Origin of the sequence: Kitasatospora sp. NPDC089913, assembly GCF_044748625.1 — a bacterium.
Lineage (GTDB): Bacteria > Actinomycetota > Actinomycetes > Streptomycetales > Streptomycetaceae > Kitasatospora.
This window is the reverse complement of sequence record NZ_JBIVGI010000002.1, coordinates 151,638-164,452: the sequence shown is the minus strand read 5'-3', so window position 1 is coordinate 164,452 and position 12,815 is coordinate 151,638. Positions and strand designations below refer to the sequence as shown.

The 12,815-nt window shown below is 74.0% G+C and carries 15 protein-coding genes; 7 read left to right on the top strand and 8 right to left on the bottom strand.

Annotated features, from left to right (window positions below):
* Positions 1–211 precede the first annotated feature (211 nt).
* Positions 212–733 carry an N-acetyltransferase gene (locus ACIPYS_RS04940; RefSeq protein ID WP_093863416.1) on the top strand — a complete coding sequence of 174 codons (522 nt, stop codon included), beginning with the start codon at positions 212–214 and terminating at the stop codon, positions 731–733.
* 93 nt (positions 734–826) lie between these two features.
* On the opposite strand, the gene ACIPYS_RS04935 is transcribed toward ACIPYS_RS04940, so the two are convergent.
* The 3 genes from ACIPYS_RS04935 to ACIPYS_RS04925 all read right to left on the bottom strand — a co-directional run bounded on the left by ACIPYS_RS04935 (position 827) and on the right by ACIPYS_RS04925 (position 2,848).
* Positions 827–1,303 carry a DUF3291 domain-containing protein gene (locus ACIPYS_RS04935; RefSeq protein WP_400743194.1) on the bottom strand — a complete coding sequence of 159 codons (477 nt, stop codon included), beginning with the start codon at positions 1,301–1,303 and terminating at the stop codon, positions 827–829.
* Between the two features lie 31 nt (positions 1,304–1,334).
* Complete coding sequence (locus ACIPYS_RS04930; protein WP_093863418.1) at positions 1,335–2,018, bottom strand: metalloregulator ArsR/SmtB family transcription factor; 684 nt, start codon at positions 2,016–2,018, stop codon at positions 1,335–1,337.
* A 71-nt stretch (positions 2,019–2,089) separates the two neighbouring features.
* Positions 2,090–2,848 (bottom strand): SOS response-associated peptidase, encoded by a 759-nt coding sequence (locus ACIPYS_RS04925; RefSeq protein WP_400743190.1) that lies wholly within the window; start codon positions 2,846–2,848, stop codon positions 2,090–2,092.
* 220 nt (positions 2,849–3,068) lie between these two features.
* On the opposite strand from ACIPYS_RS04925, the gene ACIPYS_RS04920 reads away from it, so the two are divergent.
* Both ACIPYS_RS04920 and ACIPYS_RS04915 read left to right on the top strand, forming a co-directional pair.
* Entirely contained in the window at positions 3,069–4,442 is a 1,374-nt protein-coding gene (locus ACIPYS_RS04920) for an NAD(P)/FAD-dependent oxidoreductase (RefSeq protein WP_400743187.1), read from the top strand.
* A 145-nt stretch (positions 4,443–4,587) separates the two neighbouring features.
* Positions 4,588–5,901, top strand: a complete 1,314-nt coding sequence (locus ACIPYS_RS04915; protein ID WP_400743184.1) for an MFS transporter — start codon at positions 4,588–4,590, stop codon at positions 5,899–5,901.
* Here ACIPYS_RS04915 and ACIPYS_RS04910 read toward each other — a convergent pair.
* The 3 genes from ACIPYS_RS04910 to ACIPYS_RS04900 all read right to left on the bottom strand — a co-directional run bounded on the left by ACIPYS_RS04910 (position 5,891) and on the right by ACIPYS_RS04900 (position 7,578).
* Positions 5,891–6,412: an AAA family ATPase gene (locus tag ACIPYS_RS04910; RefSeq protein WP_093863421.1), complete on the bottom strand. Its 522-nt coding sequence runs from the start codon at positions 6,410–6,412 to the stop codon at positions 5,891–5,893. The two genes, ACIPYS_RS04915 and ACIPYS_RS04910, sit on opposite strands and share 11 nt — an antisense overlap.
* A gap of 108 nt (positions 6,413–6,520) precedes the next feature.
* Entirely contained in the window at positions 6,521–6,871 is a 351-nt protein-coding gene (locus ACIPYS_RS04905; RefSeq protein WP_400743179.1) for a thioredoxin family protein, read from the bottom strand.
* Between the two features lie 137 nt (positions 6,872–7,008).
* A complete protein-coding gene (locus tag ACIPYS_RS04900; protein ID WP_093863423.1) occupies positions 7,009–7,578 on the bottom strand; it encodes a TetR/AcrR family transcriptional regulator in 570 nt (189 codons plus the stop codon).
* A gap of 102 nt (positions 7,579–7,680) precedes the next feature.
* Here ACIPYS_RS04900 and ACIPYS_RS04895 point away from each other — a divergent pair, with 102 nt between their 5' ends.
* Complete coding sequence (locus ACIPYS_RS04895; RefSeq protein ID WP_400743175.1) at positions 7,681–8,592, top strand: alpha/beta hydrolase family protein; 912 nt, start codon at positions 7,681–7,683, stop codon at positions 8,590–8,592.
* Between the two features lie 66 nt (positions 8,593–8,658).
* On the opposite strand, the gene ACIPYS_RS04890 is transcribed toward ACIPYS_RS04895, so the two are convergent.
* A complete protein-coding gene (locus tag ACIPYS_RS04890) occupies positions 8,659–9,183 on the bottom strand; it encodes an ArsR/SmtB family transcription factor (protein ID WP_400743173.1) in 525 nt (174 codons plus the stop codon).
* A 57-nt stretch (positions 9,184–9,240) separates the two neighbouring features.
* Here ACIPYS_RS04890 and ACIPYS_RS04885 point away from each other — a divergent pair, with 57 nt between their 5' ends.
* The 3 genes from ACIPYS_RS04885 to ACIPYS_RS04875 all read left to right on the top strand — a co-directional run bounded on the left by ACIPYS_RS04885 (position 9,241) and on the right by ACIPYS_RS04875 (position 12,432).
* Positions 9,241–10,155: a S41 family peptidase gene (locus ACIPYS_RS04885; RefSeq protein ID WP_400743170.1), complete on the top strand. Its 915-nt coding sequence runs from the start codon at positions 9,241–9,243 to the stop codon at positions 10,153–10,155.
* Positions 10,156–10,381: 226 nt separating this feature from the next.
* On the top strand, positions 10,382–11,506 hold the full coding sequence (locus tag ACIPYS_RS04880) for a peptidase (RefSeq protein ID WP_400743168.1): 1,125 nt from the start codon (positions 10,382–10,384) through the stop codon (positions 11,504–11,506).
* 563 nt (positions 11,507–12,069) lie between these two features.
* Positions 12,070–12,432, top strand: a complete 363-nt coding sequence (locus ACIPYS_RS04875) for a hypothetical protein (protein WP_093863429.1) — start codon at positions 12,070–12,072, stop codon at positions 12,430–12,432.
* 14 nt (positions 12,433–12,446) lie between these two features.
* Here ACIPYS_RS04875 and ACIPYS_RS04870 read toward each other — a convergent pair whose 3' ends face one another.
* Positions 12,447–12,689, bottom strand: a complete 243-nt coding sequence (locus ACIPYS_RS04870; protein ID WP_159425111.1) for a hypothetical protein — start codon at positions 12,687–12,689, stop codon at positions 12,447–12,449.
* Positions 12,690–12,815: the final 126 nt, after the last annotated feature.

The window sequence follows — 12,815 nt, the reverse complement described above, 5'->3', positions numbered from 1 at the left end:
GGCGGATCTCCATCGGCAGGGGCGGCAGGGGCGGTCTCCGCCGGCGGGGGCGGCGGCCTCCACCGCGGGGGCGGCGTTCTCCACCGCACCCTATCCGCTCGGACGGGCTCCGACCGGCCCCTGAACTGCACCGATACCCCGGTGACGGCCGGTCCCGGGCGGGTGCCTATGCTCCTGTGCCGAAGCGGAGACCACTGCGGGGAGGGCCGTCATGACCTACCGGATCGAACGGATCGGCCGGACGGACACGGACTGGGAGCGGTTGCGGGCGGTGCGCCTCGCGCAGCTGCTGGACACCCCGATGGCCTTCCTGGAGACCTACGAGACGGCACTGGCGCACGGCGACGAGGAGTGGCACTCCCGGATCCGCCGGGTCAACGAGCCCGGCAGCGTCGGTCTGGCGGCCGTGCACGACGACGGCGCCGGGGCGGGGGAGTGGGTCGGGACGATGATCGCCTTCACGCCCGAGCCCGGGACGGCGCTGCTGGTCGGCGTCTGGGTCCACCCGGAGCACCGGGGCCGCGAGCGCGGGGTGACGGACGGCATGCTGGACGCGATCGTCGCCTGGGCCCGGGAGACGGGTGCGCGGCGCCTGCTGCTCACCGTGCACGAGGACAACGCCAGGGCCGCCGCCTTCTACCGGCGCCGGGGCTTCGAACTCACCGGCGGCACCAAGCCGTACCCGCTGGACCCGGCCGCCCGCGAACTGGAGATGGCGCTGCCGCTGGTCTGACCCGGTCCTCCTCCCGGCCGGTCGTGCCTTTGCACCCTCAGGCCGTTGCGCCTTCGCGCCTTCGCACGTTCGTGCCGTCAGGCCGTCAGGCCGTCAGGCCGTCACCGACCGGGCCTCCTCGGCGCTGTACGCGGAGGCGAAGGTGAACGCGCGCGGCGAGGGCCCGTGCGCCCGCAGGTGCGCCAGCCGCTCCAGCGCCTCGGCGACGTCCGGGCGGTGCCCGGCGGGCACCCACCAGAGCACCAGATGCGCCTCCACGTGCCGTGCGAACCATTCGCGCCGTCGCCGCATCGCCTCCAAGTGCCCGCTGCGGTAGGCGAATTCCCACAGGGCGTCCTGGTTCTCCCACACCGACAGGTTGACGACGACGTCCGCCCCCGCCGGGCGCAGGCCGGTCGCGTCGTCCGTGCCGTCCTCGACCAGCCGCCAGACGAAGCCGGGCGCCCCGTCGGCGGCGGCGTTGACCGGGTCGAGCAGTGCGACGAACGGCGCGATCCGCGGGTCGTCGATCGGGTGGAGCAGCGTGGCGACGTTCAGCTGTGCGAGCTGGGCAGGCAGGGGCGAGGTCATGCCCCATCCCAGCACGGCCCGAGTTTCTATGTCAATCGTCATTGTTTTTAGAAGCTTCGACCACCACGCAGCACTCGCCCGGCCGCGCGTCCAGCCGTGCCCGGACCGGCCCGTCCGTCCCCAGCAGCCCTTCCAGCAGTGCGAGGTTCATGCCGCAGACGAGCGGCGGGAACTGCTCGGCGACGGCGTGGAACGGACAGTTGCGCATCCGGACGGCCGTCGCCGCGCCGCTGTCGGCGTCGTCCTCGGCCCGCACCGCGTAGGGTTCGTAGCCGCGCGAGGCCAGCAGCTCCATCGCCCGGTCGAGGTCGCCGCAGGGCGGCTCCGTCCCGCGCAGTGCCTCCCCCCGGCGGCGCGCGGCCTCGTGCAGTGCGAGGTCCAGCCCGGCGGCCTCGGCCGCCCCGGCGAGGAGTTCGGCGGCGGTGCGGTAGTCACGGGCGGGCAGCGACACCGCGTGTTCGGCGCGGGCCCGGGTGTACACCTTGGCGGGCCGGCCCGCCCCCGGACCCGAGCGGCCGGTCAGCCGGCGGCTGCCGCTCTCCAGCAGTCCGGCCTCGGTGAGCCTGTCGAGGTGGTGCGCCGCGAGCGTGCGGGCCACCCCCGTGCCCTCGGCCGCCTCGTTGCGGCCGACCTCCCGGCCCTGCGCCACCACGTACTCGTACAGTCGGCGCCGCACTGGGTCCTGCAGCACCGCGATCGCGTCGATGTCCTCCATCCGGCCATTCTAAGAACAACGCGGATGGACGTTAGAACCTCCGGTCGGCGCCGGCCCGCCGCGCCGCCGGGTCAGGCGTAGTGGCCGCCGGTCACGTCCGGCAGCGGGTCCGGCACCGCGTCCAGCAGCTGCGGTCCGTCGTTGCGGACGCTGTTCACCGCGGTCGCGACCGGTCGCACCAGCAGGTCGCCCGCCGGTGCGTGCAGCAGGCCGCGGACCTCGGCGGGGTCGGTGACGCCCGGGTCGAGCCAGGCGTCCAGGGTGTCGGCGGTGAGGGTGACCGGCATCCGGTCGTGGACCCGGCCGGCCGCGTCGGTCGCCTCGGTGGTCAGCACGGTGCAGGTCACCAGCCACGCGTCCGCGTCCTCGGGGGCCGTGCGGTCGCGCCAGAACTCGTACAGCCCGGCCATCAGCAGCAGGCCGCCGTCCGGCCGGTGGAGGTAGTAGGGCTGCTTGTACCCCTTGCGCCCGTCCGCCGCCGGCACGGGCCGCCACTCGAAGTACCCGTCGGCGGGCACCACGCAGCGCCGCTCCTTGAAGGCCTTGCGGAACGCCGGTTTCTCGGCGGCGGTCTCCACTCTCGCGTTGATCATCCGCGCGCCGGAGCCCGGGTCCTTCGACCAGGACGGCACCAGTCCCCAGCGCAGCGAGCGCACCTGGCGCGTGATCTCCCCGGTCTCCCGGTCGACCCGTTCCAGCACGCTCGCCACCTCGTCGGTCGGCGCGACGTTCCACGACGGCGCGAGCGCCTCCGTCGCGGGCCAGAGCGAGGCGCGCAGCAGTTCCGCCAGATCGGGCGGAGTGGTGGTGGAGACGAATCGACCGCACATGGGCCTCATCCTGCCCCCACCGCGCCCCGCCCGTCACGCGTCCCGCCCGTCGCGTCCCGTCCCGTCCCGTCCCGGCCGTCGCGCATCGCGCCCGCGTCGCCGTGCCCGTCCCGCATCACCCTCCCGCATCACCCGCCCCCGGTCGTCGCCCGCCCCCGGCCGTCGCCCCAAGATCATCGAGCGGTAGGCTCCACCCGCAACACGACGCGAAGGGGAGCCAGTGGCGCGGGTTGCGGTGATCGGTGGCGGCATCGGCGGCCTGGGGGTCGCGCTCATGCTCGGACGGCGGGGGCACGCGGTCACGCTGTTCGAGCAGGACACCCGCGAAGCCGGCGAGGACCTGCACCGGGACTTCTTCCACTGGGACCGCCCCCGCGTCCCGCAGGCCGTCCAGCCGCACTCCCTGCTCGCACCGGTGCGCACGGTGCTGCGCGCCGAGGCGCCCGACGTCTACGCGGACCTGCTGGCGCGCGGCGCCCGGGAGTACCACGAGTTCGACTGGTTCGACGAGCACCCGCCGCACCGGGACGGCGACGAGGAACTGGTGACCCTCCGCACCCGCCGGATCGTGCTGGAGGCCGCCCTGGCCTCGGCCGTGCGGCGGGAGCCCACCGTCGACGTGCGGCGCGGCCGCCGGGTCGACGGCCTCACCTTCGCGCCGGGCCGCCCCGCCCGGGTCACCGGCGTCGCGGTCGGCGCGGACACCCACCCGGCGGACCTCGTCGTCGACGCGGCCGGCCGTCGCTCCGCCGTCCCCGCACTGCTCGTCGCGGCCGGGTGCCGTCCGCCCGTCGTCGAGAGCCACCGCGCCCGGATCGCCTACCTCTGCCGCTGGTACCGCGTGCGGGAGGACGGCCCCCGCGACCCGGGACGGCTGCGGAACGGCTCGTCCGCGCCGTTCGCGCTCGCCGGGGTCTTCCCCTCCGACAACGACACCTTCGCGGTGAACGTGGTGGTCTCCACCGCCGACCCGACCCGGGGCGCGCTCACCGACCCGGCCGTGTTCGAGGCCGTCGCCCGCAGCTTCCCCGCCACCGCCGCCTGGCTCGACCTGGCCGCCGAACCGCTGTCGGACGTCCTGGCGATGGCCGGGCTGGACAATCGCTGGACCTCCCTCGTCGACGACGAGGGCCCCGTCGTCACCGGCCTGGTCAACGCGGGGGACAGCCTCGTCCACACCAACCCGACCCTCGGCCACGGCGCCGCCCTCGGCCTGCGCGCCGCCCAGTACCTCGCGGGCCACGTCGAGGAGACGGCCGCCGACCCGGGCGGTTACCACGACTGGTCGGTGCGGACGCTGCGTCCGTGGTTCGACGCGCAGGTGGCGGCCGACCGGGTGGCCGGGCAGCGCCTCGCCGAGGGCGCGGAGTCCACGGACCGGCGGGCCGCCGCGCTCGCCGCGTGCGCCTTCGACGATCCCGTCGTCATGCGCGCCCGCGCCCAGGTGCGGCACCTGCTCCGGACGCCCGGCGAGGCCTACACGACCGAGGAGGTCGCCCGCAGCGTCACCGCCTGGCTGGCCGCCCGTCCGGACTTCGAGCCGACGCACGACGGCCCGACCCGCGAGCAGTGGGACGCCCTCGTCCCGGCCTGACGCCCCTGACGCCCCTGACGCCCCTGACGGCCCTGACGGCCCTGACGGCCCTGACGGCCGTCCCGGAGAGGCCCACGGACCGCGAGGTGTGCGAACGGCCGGTGCGCCGGAGGGTGCCCCGAGGCGCCCTGTTAGCCTCCTCGGCATGATCATGATGAAGCGGGGGGCCGACCGGAAGGTGTCCGAGGAGTCCGAGGCCGGTCCGCAGCGGGCCCTGATCGTCGCCAGTTTCGTCAACCGGGTGGGGAACGGCCTCTTCAACGCCGCGTCCGTCCTCTACTTCACGCTCGTGGCGCACCTGCCCGCCACCCAGGTCGGTGCGGGCCTGACGATCGCCGGCCTCTGCGGCCTGGCGGCCGGCATACCGGCGGGGAACCTGGCCGACCGGTACGGGCCGCGGGTGATCTGGCTGATCGCCTTCCTGGTCCAGGCCGCCTCGATGGCGGCGTTCGTCCTGATCGACAGCTGGCCCGTGTTCGTCCTGCTGGCCACGGTGGACCGGCTGGCCGCCACGGCGGGCGGCGCCGCGGGCGGCGCGCTCATCGCCAGGGTCGGCGGCGAGCGGCCCGCCGCGTTCCGGGCCAGGCTGCGGACCTACGTCAACCTCGGCGTGGTCACGGGCACCCTGGGCGCGGCCGTCGCCCTCCAGATCGACACCCGCGCCGCCTACACCGCGCTGATCCTCGCCAACGCCGCCAGCTTCGCCGGCGCCGCACTGGTCGTCCTGCTGGGCGTCCCCGCCTACCCGCCGCTGCCCCGGCCCGAGCAGCACCGCCAGTGGTCGGTCCTGGCGGACCGGCCGTACGTGTCCTTCGTCGCCCTCTACAGCGCCATGGGCCTGCAGTACCAGACCGTTTCGCTGCTCCTGCCGATCTGGATCAGCGCCCACACCGACGCACCGCGCTGGACCGTGGCGGCGATCTACGCGATCAACAGCGGCATCTGCGTGCTGCTCCAGAGCAGGCTCGGGGCCAAGGTGGAGACCCCCCGTCAGGGCGGGCGCGCCTTCCGCCTCGCCGGGCTGATGTTCCTCCTCAGCTGCCCCCTGATGGCACTGACGGCCGACGTCCCCGCCTGGGTGGCGCCGGTGCTCGCCGTGCTCGCGGTGGCCCTCCACAGCCTCGGCGAGGTGTGGGAGTCCTCGGCCGGCTACGCCCTCGGCTTCGGCCTCGCGCCCGACCACGCCCACGGCCAGTACCAGGGTCTCCTCGGCATCGGCTTCAACGCGGGCCAGGCCCTCGCCCCGCTGGTCCTGACCGGCGCCGTCCTCGGCCTCGGCCACACGGGCTGGCTGCTCCTCGGCCTCTTCTTCGCCGCTCTCGGCGCCGCCGCCACGCCGCTGGTGGGCTGGGCCGAGCGCACCCGCCCCGCGCCCCCGGCCCCCGACGTGCCCGGCGAGGCCGCCTCCGGCACCGCCTCCGAGGCCGCCTCCGACCCCGCCGCCCGGCTCAGCTCGTGACGGCGGCCGCGATCCGCCCGGCGGCCTGGGCGGGCGTGAGGTGCGTGGTGTCGACGACCTCGGCCTCCGCGTGCAGCCAGGTGCGGGCCGCCTCGGCGTAGGGCTCCAGATACCTGAGGCGGAACGGCGAGGGGCCGAGCACGGTGTCCCCGAGGATCCGCCCGTGCAAGGTCTCCTGGTCGGCGTGCAGGACGAAGTGCCGCACGGGGATGCCGTGGTGGGCCAGGCCCGCCGCGATCTCGCGCCAGTACCGCTCGACCAGGACGGTCATCGGCATCACCAGGGTGCCGCCGGTGTAGTCGAGCACCCGCCGCGCCGTCTCCACCACGAGCGGCCGCCACGGCGGCCAGTGCTGGAAGTTGTCGGTGCCGGGCAGTCCCGGCGTGATGTCCATGAGCGTCTCGCCGACCTTCTCGGCGTCGAACACCCGGGAGTCCGGAATCAGTGGCTGCACCAGCGCGGCCGTCGTCGTCTTGCCCGCACCGTGGGTGCCGTTCAGCCATACGATCATGCGCCCGATCCTAGGCGCGAAGGCCGCCGCGGTCGGCCCTTCCGTGCCGGACGCCGGGCCCGGACGGTCCTCGCCCGCGGCCCGGGGACTCCGTCCGGGCCGCGTCCGTCAGCCGTCCCCGACGGGTCGGAGGTGGGCGTCCAGGAAGGCCCGGACGCCCGCCCCGTCGGTCGCCTCCGTCGTGGTGGCCACCGCTTCGCCGTCCAGGACGAGCACGAAGGTGGGCGCGCCCAGCACCTCGTACCGCTCGGTGGCCGCCGGGCAGCGCACGATGTCGGTGCGGACGACGGCGACCCGGCCCGCGTACGCGCGGGCCACGTCCTTGACCACCGGTTCCAGGCTCTTGCAGGCGGCGGCCCACACGCCCCAGAAGTACAGGAGCGCCGGACCGTCGACGTGCGCGAGCACGAAGTCGAATTCCGCGTCCTCCTTGGGATGGTGCACCCCGACTGCTGCCATGCGGTCCTCTCCTTCGTCGTCGCGACCGGCTCGCTCGCCGCCCCCCATCCTCCCCGGTCGCAGGCCCGCTCGCCGCACCCGGGCTCCGGGGCCCGGGTGCGGCGAGCGGGCCTGCGAGCGCCTTCCCCTCCCCGTGGCTACGCCGTGCTGCGGCACCCCGCGAGGAGGGCGGCGACCATGCGCGTCGCCTCGGCCCGGCCGTAGTCGGGGCCGGTGATGGAGAGGTTCCCGATGGCGCGCATCAACGTGTAGGCGGTGATGCCGGGTTCGAGTTCGCCGGCGGCCGCGCAGGCGTCCAGGAGCGTCGCGCAGGCGGGGACCAGGGTGTCGAGCATCAGGGTGTGGAGGTTCTCCAGCCCGGGATCGCCGGAGCCCAGTGCGGCGCCGAGGCCGTGCTTGGTCACCAGGAACTCCACGAACGCGTCCGCCCAGCGGGTCAGCGCGGTGAACGGGGAGTCCGATTCCTCCAGCAGCCGGGGCGCGAGCGCGGCGCAGGTGTCGATCTGGTGCCGGTAGACGGCGGTGACGAGGTCGGCCCGGGTCGGGAAGTTCCGGTAGAGCGTGCCGACGCCGACGCCGGCGCGTTCGGCGATGTCCCGGACCGGGGCCTGGACCCCCTGTTCCACGAAGACCTCGGCGGCCGCCGCCAGCACGCCGCTGCGGGTGCGCCGGGCCTGTGCTTGACGTACTCCGACCGGTTCCGGCACCGGCTTCTCCTTTACTCGCGGAACGATGTTCCGCTAGATTGGCGGAACGCTGCTCCGCCAAATTATGGCAGAGCCCCCTCCCGGAGAAAGCGCAGGTCCCCCATGCCCGTAGACCCCCTGGACCGGCGGATCGTCGCGGTCAAGCCCATCGTCGTGCCCGCGCCCGGCCGTGGCATCGAACTGCGGGTCAAGGTCACCGCCCCGCTGTCGGGCCGGGACCTTCCCGTCATCGTGTTCTCGCACGGCAACGCCTGGTCCCTCGACGGGTACGAGCCCCTCGTCGACCGCTGGGCGGCGGCCGGGTTCGTCGTCGTGCAGCCCACCCACCTGGACTCCCGCCGCAACGGCATCGGCTGGGAGGACCCGCGCTTCGGCACCGTCTGGCGGGTGCGGATCGCCGACCTCCACGCCGTCCTCGACCGGCTCGACCACGTGCTCCGCCGGGCGGGCGGCCTGGAGGACCGGGTCGACCGTGGGCGTATCGCGGTCGTCGGCCACTCCTGGGGCGCCCAGACGGCCGGCGCCGTCCTCGGTGCGCGGGTGCTCGACGCCGCTGGCGTCCCCGGCGAGGACTTCTCCCATCCCGCCGTCGCGGCCGGAGCGCTGATCGCCGCGACCGGAACCGGCGACACGCTCACGCCGTTCGCCGTCGAGCACCTTCCGTTCATGAGGCCGGACTACTCCACCATGGCCCTCCCCACCCTGGTGGTCGCGGGCGGCAAGGACCGGTCGCGGCTCTCCACCCGGGGGCCGGACTGGTTCACCGACGCCTACCACCTCGGCCCGTCCCCGAAGAGCCTGCTCGCCGTCGCCGAGGGCGAGCACACCCTGGGCGGCATCGCCGGCGAGGCGGTCGCCGAGACCACCGACGAGGACCCGGCCCGCGTCGCGCTGGTCGCCGACGCGATCTCCGGCTACCTCCTCGACACACTCGGGCTCGACGGCAGCGCCTGGGCCGCCCTCACTGCCGCGGGTGCCGCCGACGGCGGCGAGTGGAGCATCTCCGCGAAGTGAACCCCTTCCGGCCGCCGCCTCTTGCCCCGGCCGCCCCGGCCCGGCCGTTACGTCCAGGCCCGGCCGTTACGTCCCGGCCGGCCCCTGGGGCCCGGCCTGCTGGTACAGCGTCACCAGCACTCCGTGCACCGGCCCGCCCTCCGGTTCCTCCTCCGCCCCGTCGACGATTTCGGCCAGCGCCTTGGCGAGCCGGGCCGCCCTGGCCGGGCTGAGCCGGATATGACGAAGCGTCAGCAAATGGCCGACGGGGGAGCGTTCCAGCTCCTGGGCGACGGCACCGAACAGCGCGGCGGTGCCCTCGGCCCGGGGCTCGGCGGCGACGAGCCGCTCCGCGGACCGCCGGTAGTACTTCTCGGTGCCGCCGCGCACCGTTCGCGTTCCCGCCTCCTGGATCAGCCCCGCCTCGCCCAGCACCCCGAGGTGGTGGGAGACGCTGCCCTTGTTCACTCCCAGCTGCGCGGCCAGCCGGCTGATCGTCGACGGTCCGCCGCTCAGCGCGAACAGCAGACGCTGACGCGTGGGGTGGGCGAGTGCGGTGTGCTGCCGAGGCGTGCTGATCCGTTGGACGCTCTCGTCCGATTGATGGCTCACCCGATCAAGCGTTAAGTATGTTTGACGCTTTGGCAAGCCGCTGATTCACTCCCTCCCATGACTTCCACCACATCAGCACCCGCGCTGGACACCGCCGCCGTCGTCGAGTCGGTCGCCGACCTGGTCCGCGAGCACTACGTCTTCCCCGAGGTCGCCCGCGAACTGGCGGACCTGCTGAGGCGGCGGAACGCCGAGGACGCCTACCCGGCCGGGTCCGCCGAGGAGCTGGCCGACGCGATCACCGAGGACCTGCGGTCCGTCAACGGCGACCTGCACCTCGCCCTGAAGCACCACGCCGTGCCGGTGCCGCCCGGGCAGGGCGAGGCCGTGCTCGCCGAGATGCGGCGGAGTTTCGACGCGTCCCTGGGTGGCGTTCCGCGTGTGGAACTGCTCGACGGCGGCGTCGCGGTGCTGGAGATCTCGTCCCACATGTTCCCGCTGGACTGGGCGGCGCAGCCGCTGACCGCGGCGCTCACGCTGGTGGCGCCGGCCAGTGCGCTCGTCCTGGACCTGCGCCGCAACCTCGGCGGCGATCCGGGCACGGTGGCCTTCGTCTGCGCCCACCTGCTCGCCGGCCGCACCCATCTGAACACCATGCTCAAGCGCCAGGGCGAAGTGGCCGAGCAGTCCTGGACGCCCGCGTTCGTGCCGGGCGCCCGCTTCGGTGCCGAGAAGCCGCTCTACGTCCTGACCAGCGGGAACACCTTCTCCGCGGGCGAGGAGCTCGCCTACGACCTCCAGCAGCTCGGACGCGCCGAGATCGTCGGCGAGACCACCCGCGGCGGCGCCCACCCGCGCAACGGCTGGACGGTGCACCCGAACCTGGAGCTCAGCGTGCCGATCGCCCGTGCGGTCAACCCGGTCTCGGGTACCAACTGGGAGGGCACCGGCGTCCGCCCCGATGTCCCCTGCGACGCCGCGCAGGCACTCGACCGCGCGCACTCCCTGGCCCTGGCGCGCCTGGCCGGGTAGTGGTCCGACGGGGTGGTGCCCCGGGCTCTGCCGTTCGGTCGGATCCGGGGTGGTCGTCTGCGGACGATCCCCTCCCGGCCGTCCTCATCCGGACACGGAGGAGCCTTGACCCTCTTTCCGCCGCGCGAACATGATGGACCGTCGGACGAAGCCTCCGACGACGGGGCTCGCCGGGTCGCGCCCCGCCCGGCGGAACTCCCGTGCCCAGCGCCCGGAAAGGCACCCCATGCCCCTGCGCCACCGGCTCTTCCGCCTGCTCGCGACACCGGCGCTGGCCGCCGCCGTCGTGTCCCTCCCGACCGCCCCCGCGCTCGCCGCGCCCGCTCAGCCCGCCTCGTCCGCTCTGCCGGCCTCGTCCGCTTCGGCCGTCCCGGGCACGACCTCCGTGCCGAGGGAGGCGGCGGCCGGCTGGCTGGCCCGCCAACTCGTCGACGGCGACCACTTCGAGAGGATCGTCGACGGCACCGTCCGCCCGGACCAGGACCTCACCGTCGAGGCCGTGCTCGCCTTCGCCGCGGCGGCCGTCGCGGACGACGCCGCGGCCCGGGCCACCGCCTGGCTGGCCCGCCCCGACGTCCTCGCCGACTACCTGGGCGACGGGACCACCGAGGCGTACGCGGGCCCCACCGCGAAGCTGCTGCTGCTCGCCCAGGTCCGCGGGCTGGATCCGACGGACTTCGGCGGCGTCGACCTGGTCGCCCGCCTCCGCTCGCTGATGGCCCCGAACGGCCGCTTCGCCGACCGCACGCAGGCGGGCGACCGCAGCGACATCGCCAGCCAGTCGTTCGCCCTGATCGCCCTCTCCCGCACCGCGGCGGGCGTCCCGTCGATCGCCCGCAGTTTCCTGGGCGCCGCGCAGTGCGTGCCGAGCGGTGGCGGCTATCCCGTCTCCTTCGGCAGCCCGGCCACCTGCACCGGCGATCCCGACGCCACCGCGCTCGGCATCCAGGGCTACAACGCCGGCAACCCCGCCGGCTCCTCGGGGCACGCGACGGGCTGGCTGGTCAACCGGCAGCGTCCGGACGGCGGCTTCGTGTCCCCCGGCGCCACCGAGCCCAACGCCGTGACCACCGGCCGGGTCTCCCACACCCTCTTCACCGTCGGCTCCAGCGGCGGCTACCGGGCCCTCAAGTGGCTGGAGCCGCGCCAACTGCGCTGCGGCGCGCCCGCCGATCAGCGCGGCGCCGTCCCGTACGACGCGACCGGCTTCGACCGCCCCACCGCCCTGCGGGCGACGGTCCAGGCCACCCTGGCGTTCTCCCCCGCGCTGAAGGGCTTCGCCAGGCTGAGCGCGTCCGGCGCGAAGCCCGACGCGCCCGTCTTCTCGTGCCCGACGACCCCTTCCGACTGACCGGGCGACGAGGGCCCCTGACGGCTGCGACCCGCCGTCAGGGGCCCTGACCCGCAGGCCGAGGGAGATGCGCGCGACCTGCCGGAATGTGTCACGATCCGGCCCGGTCGCTGCACGCGGGGCGACGGCAGCTCCGGGGCGGCGTGCTGCGTCGGCGGGGAAGGCCGAAGCTCGTCCTCCGGTCCCGGAGCCCTCGTCCGGCCGGGTGAGGGCGGGCAACCGGTGTTCCCGTGGAGACGTGTGTGACTGGCAGGGATAGTCGGCCAGTCAACGCGTGCTCTGTGCGGGTGGTGGGGTGAGTTGGCAGTGATGGTTGGCCACTTTGGGCAGCGATAGCTGGCCAATGCCGTGGGTACTCGATCACGGAAGGTAGCGGAGGCTGCGGTTGGCCAGCTGGCCATGACTGCTGCGAAAGTTGAAGGCGCTGTAGCGCCGACCGGAGGTCACCGGTGGCCGCCTCGCGGGCACCGACCTGGCGCTGGACGTTCGCGCCCAGGCTGCCCCACGCTCAACGAGCCGGGACTGGCCGGAGCCAGAATGCGCTGGTCAGCTACGGTGGCGGAATGACCGAGAGCCTGCCCGATGACGTAGCCGATGTGCTTGAGCGCGTCCTGAGTACGGACCAACCAGTTCACGTTGCGCTCCGACAGCAGGTTCCACGACTCAGCGTGAAATCCCGTTGCACATGCGGGTGCGGTACCGCCTATTTCGAGCTCGACACCAGCGAGGTGGAGCCCGCACCGACCGGCCCCGGCACCGTGGTAGCGGCTGATGCACAGCTCTTCACTGAATCCGGCGAGTGCCCTGGCGAAGTCCTGGTCTTCGCGCAGGGAGGCTACCTGTCGTGGCTGGAGGTCTGCTCATGGAGCGATGACGCCGAGGTGAATCTTGCCGCAGCGCGTCGGTGGCTGCGGCCACCTTCGTGAGCCCGACATCGAGCTCAAGAGGTGGTGGCGGGGCGGCAATTGCCGATCCGGCAGCGCGTGGACCAGAAGCCAGCGCGCCGGATCCGTTCACCGCTCGCGCGAGCGACGACGAGGTTGCCGGCCTCGAAGCCGACCCGATCGCCAACTGCCAAGAACAGTGGGCTGTCCAGCTCGAAGGCGTATCCGTCATCGGTTTCGAGTTCGTTCACGAGCACCAAGCGTGAGGCGGCTGTGGTCCCATCGGCGATCAGACGCATGACCGGATGGTCCCACGTGGCTGCAGCTGCGGCGAAGGGGACTGCTCAGGTGACGCCGAACTCGCGTCTCCGCCGACCCTGGGACCACCTGCATAAATCCCGCTCGGCGCGCGCTCCTAGCACCGC

Coding starts and splice junctions, on each gene's coding strand:
- ACIPYS_RS04940 (WP_093863416.1), top strand. CDS start 212: ATGACCTACCGGATCGAACGGATCGGCCGGACGGACACGGACTGGGAG.
- ACIPYS_RS04935 (WP_400743194.1), bottom strand. CDS start 1,303: ATGACCTCGCCCCTGCCTGCCCAGCTCGCACAGCTGAACGTCGCCACG.
- ACIPYS_RS04930 (WP_093863418.1), bottom strand. CDS start 2,018: ATGGAGGACATCGACGCGATCGCGGTGCTGCAGGACCCAGTGCGGCGC.
- ACIPYS_RS04925 (WP_400743190.1), bottom strand. CDS start 2,848: ATGTGCGGTCGATTCGTCTCCACCACCACTCCGCCCGATCTGGCGGAA.
- ACIPYS_RS04915 (WP_400743184.1), top strand. CDS start 4,588: ATGATCATGATGAAGCGGGGGGCCGACCGGAAGGTGTCCGAGGAGTCC.
- ACIPYS_RS04910 (WP_093863421.1), bottom strand. CDS start 6,412: ATGATCGTATGGCTGAACGGCACCCACGGTGCGGGCAAGACGACGACG.
- ACIPYS_RS04905 (WP_400743179.1), bottom strand. CDS start 6,871: ATGGCAGCAGTCGGGGTGCACCATCCCAAGGAGGACGCGGAATTCGAC.
- ACIPYS_RS04895 (WP_400743175.1), top strand. CDS start 7,681: ATGCCCGTAGACCCCCTGGACCGGCGGATCGTCGCGGTCAAGCCCATC.
- ACIPYS_RS04885 (WP_400743170.1), top strand. CDS start 9,241: ATGACTTCCACCACATCAGCACCCGCGCTGGACACCGCCGCCGTCGTC.
- ACIPYS_RS04880 (WP_400743168.1), top strand. CDS start 10,382: ATGCCCCTGCGCCACCGGCTCTTCCGCCTGCTCGCGACACCGGCGCTG.
- ACIPYS_RS04875 (WP_093863429.1), top strand. CDS start 12,070: ATGACCGAGAGCCTGCCCGATGACGTAGCCGATGTGCTTGAGCGCGTC.
- ACIPYS_RS04870 (WP_159425111.1), bottom strand. CDS start 12,689: ATGCGTCTGATCGCCGATGGGACCACAGCCGCCTCACGCTTGGTGCTC.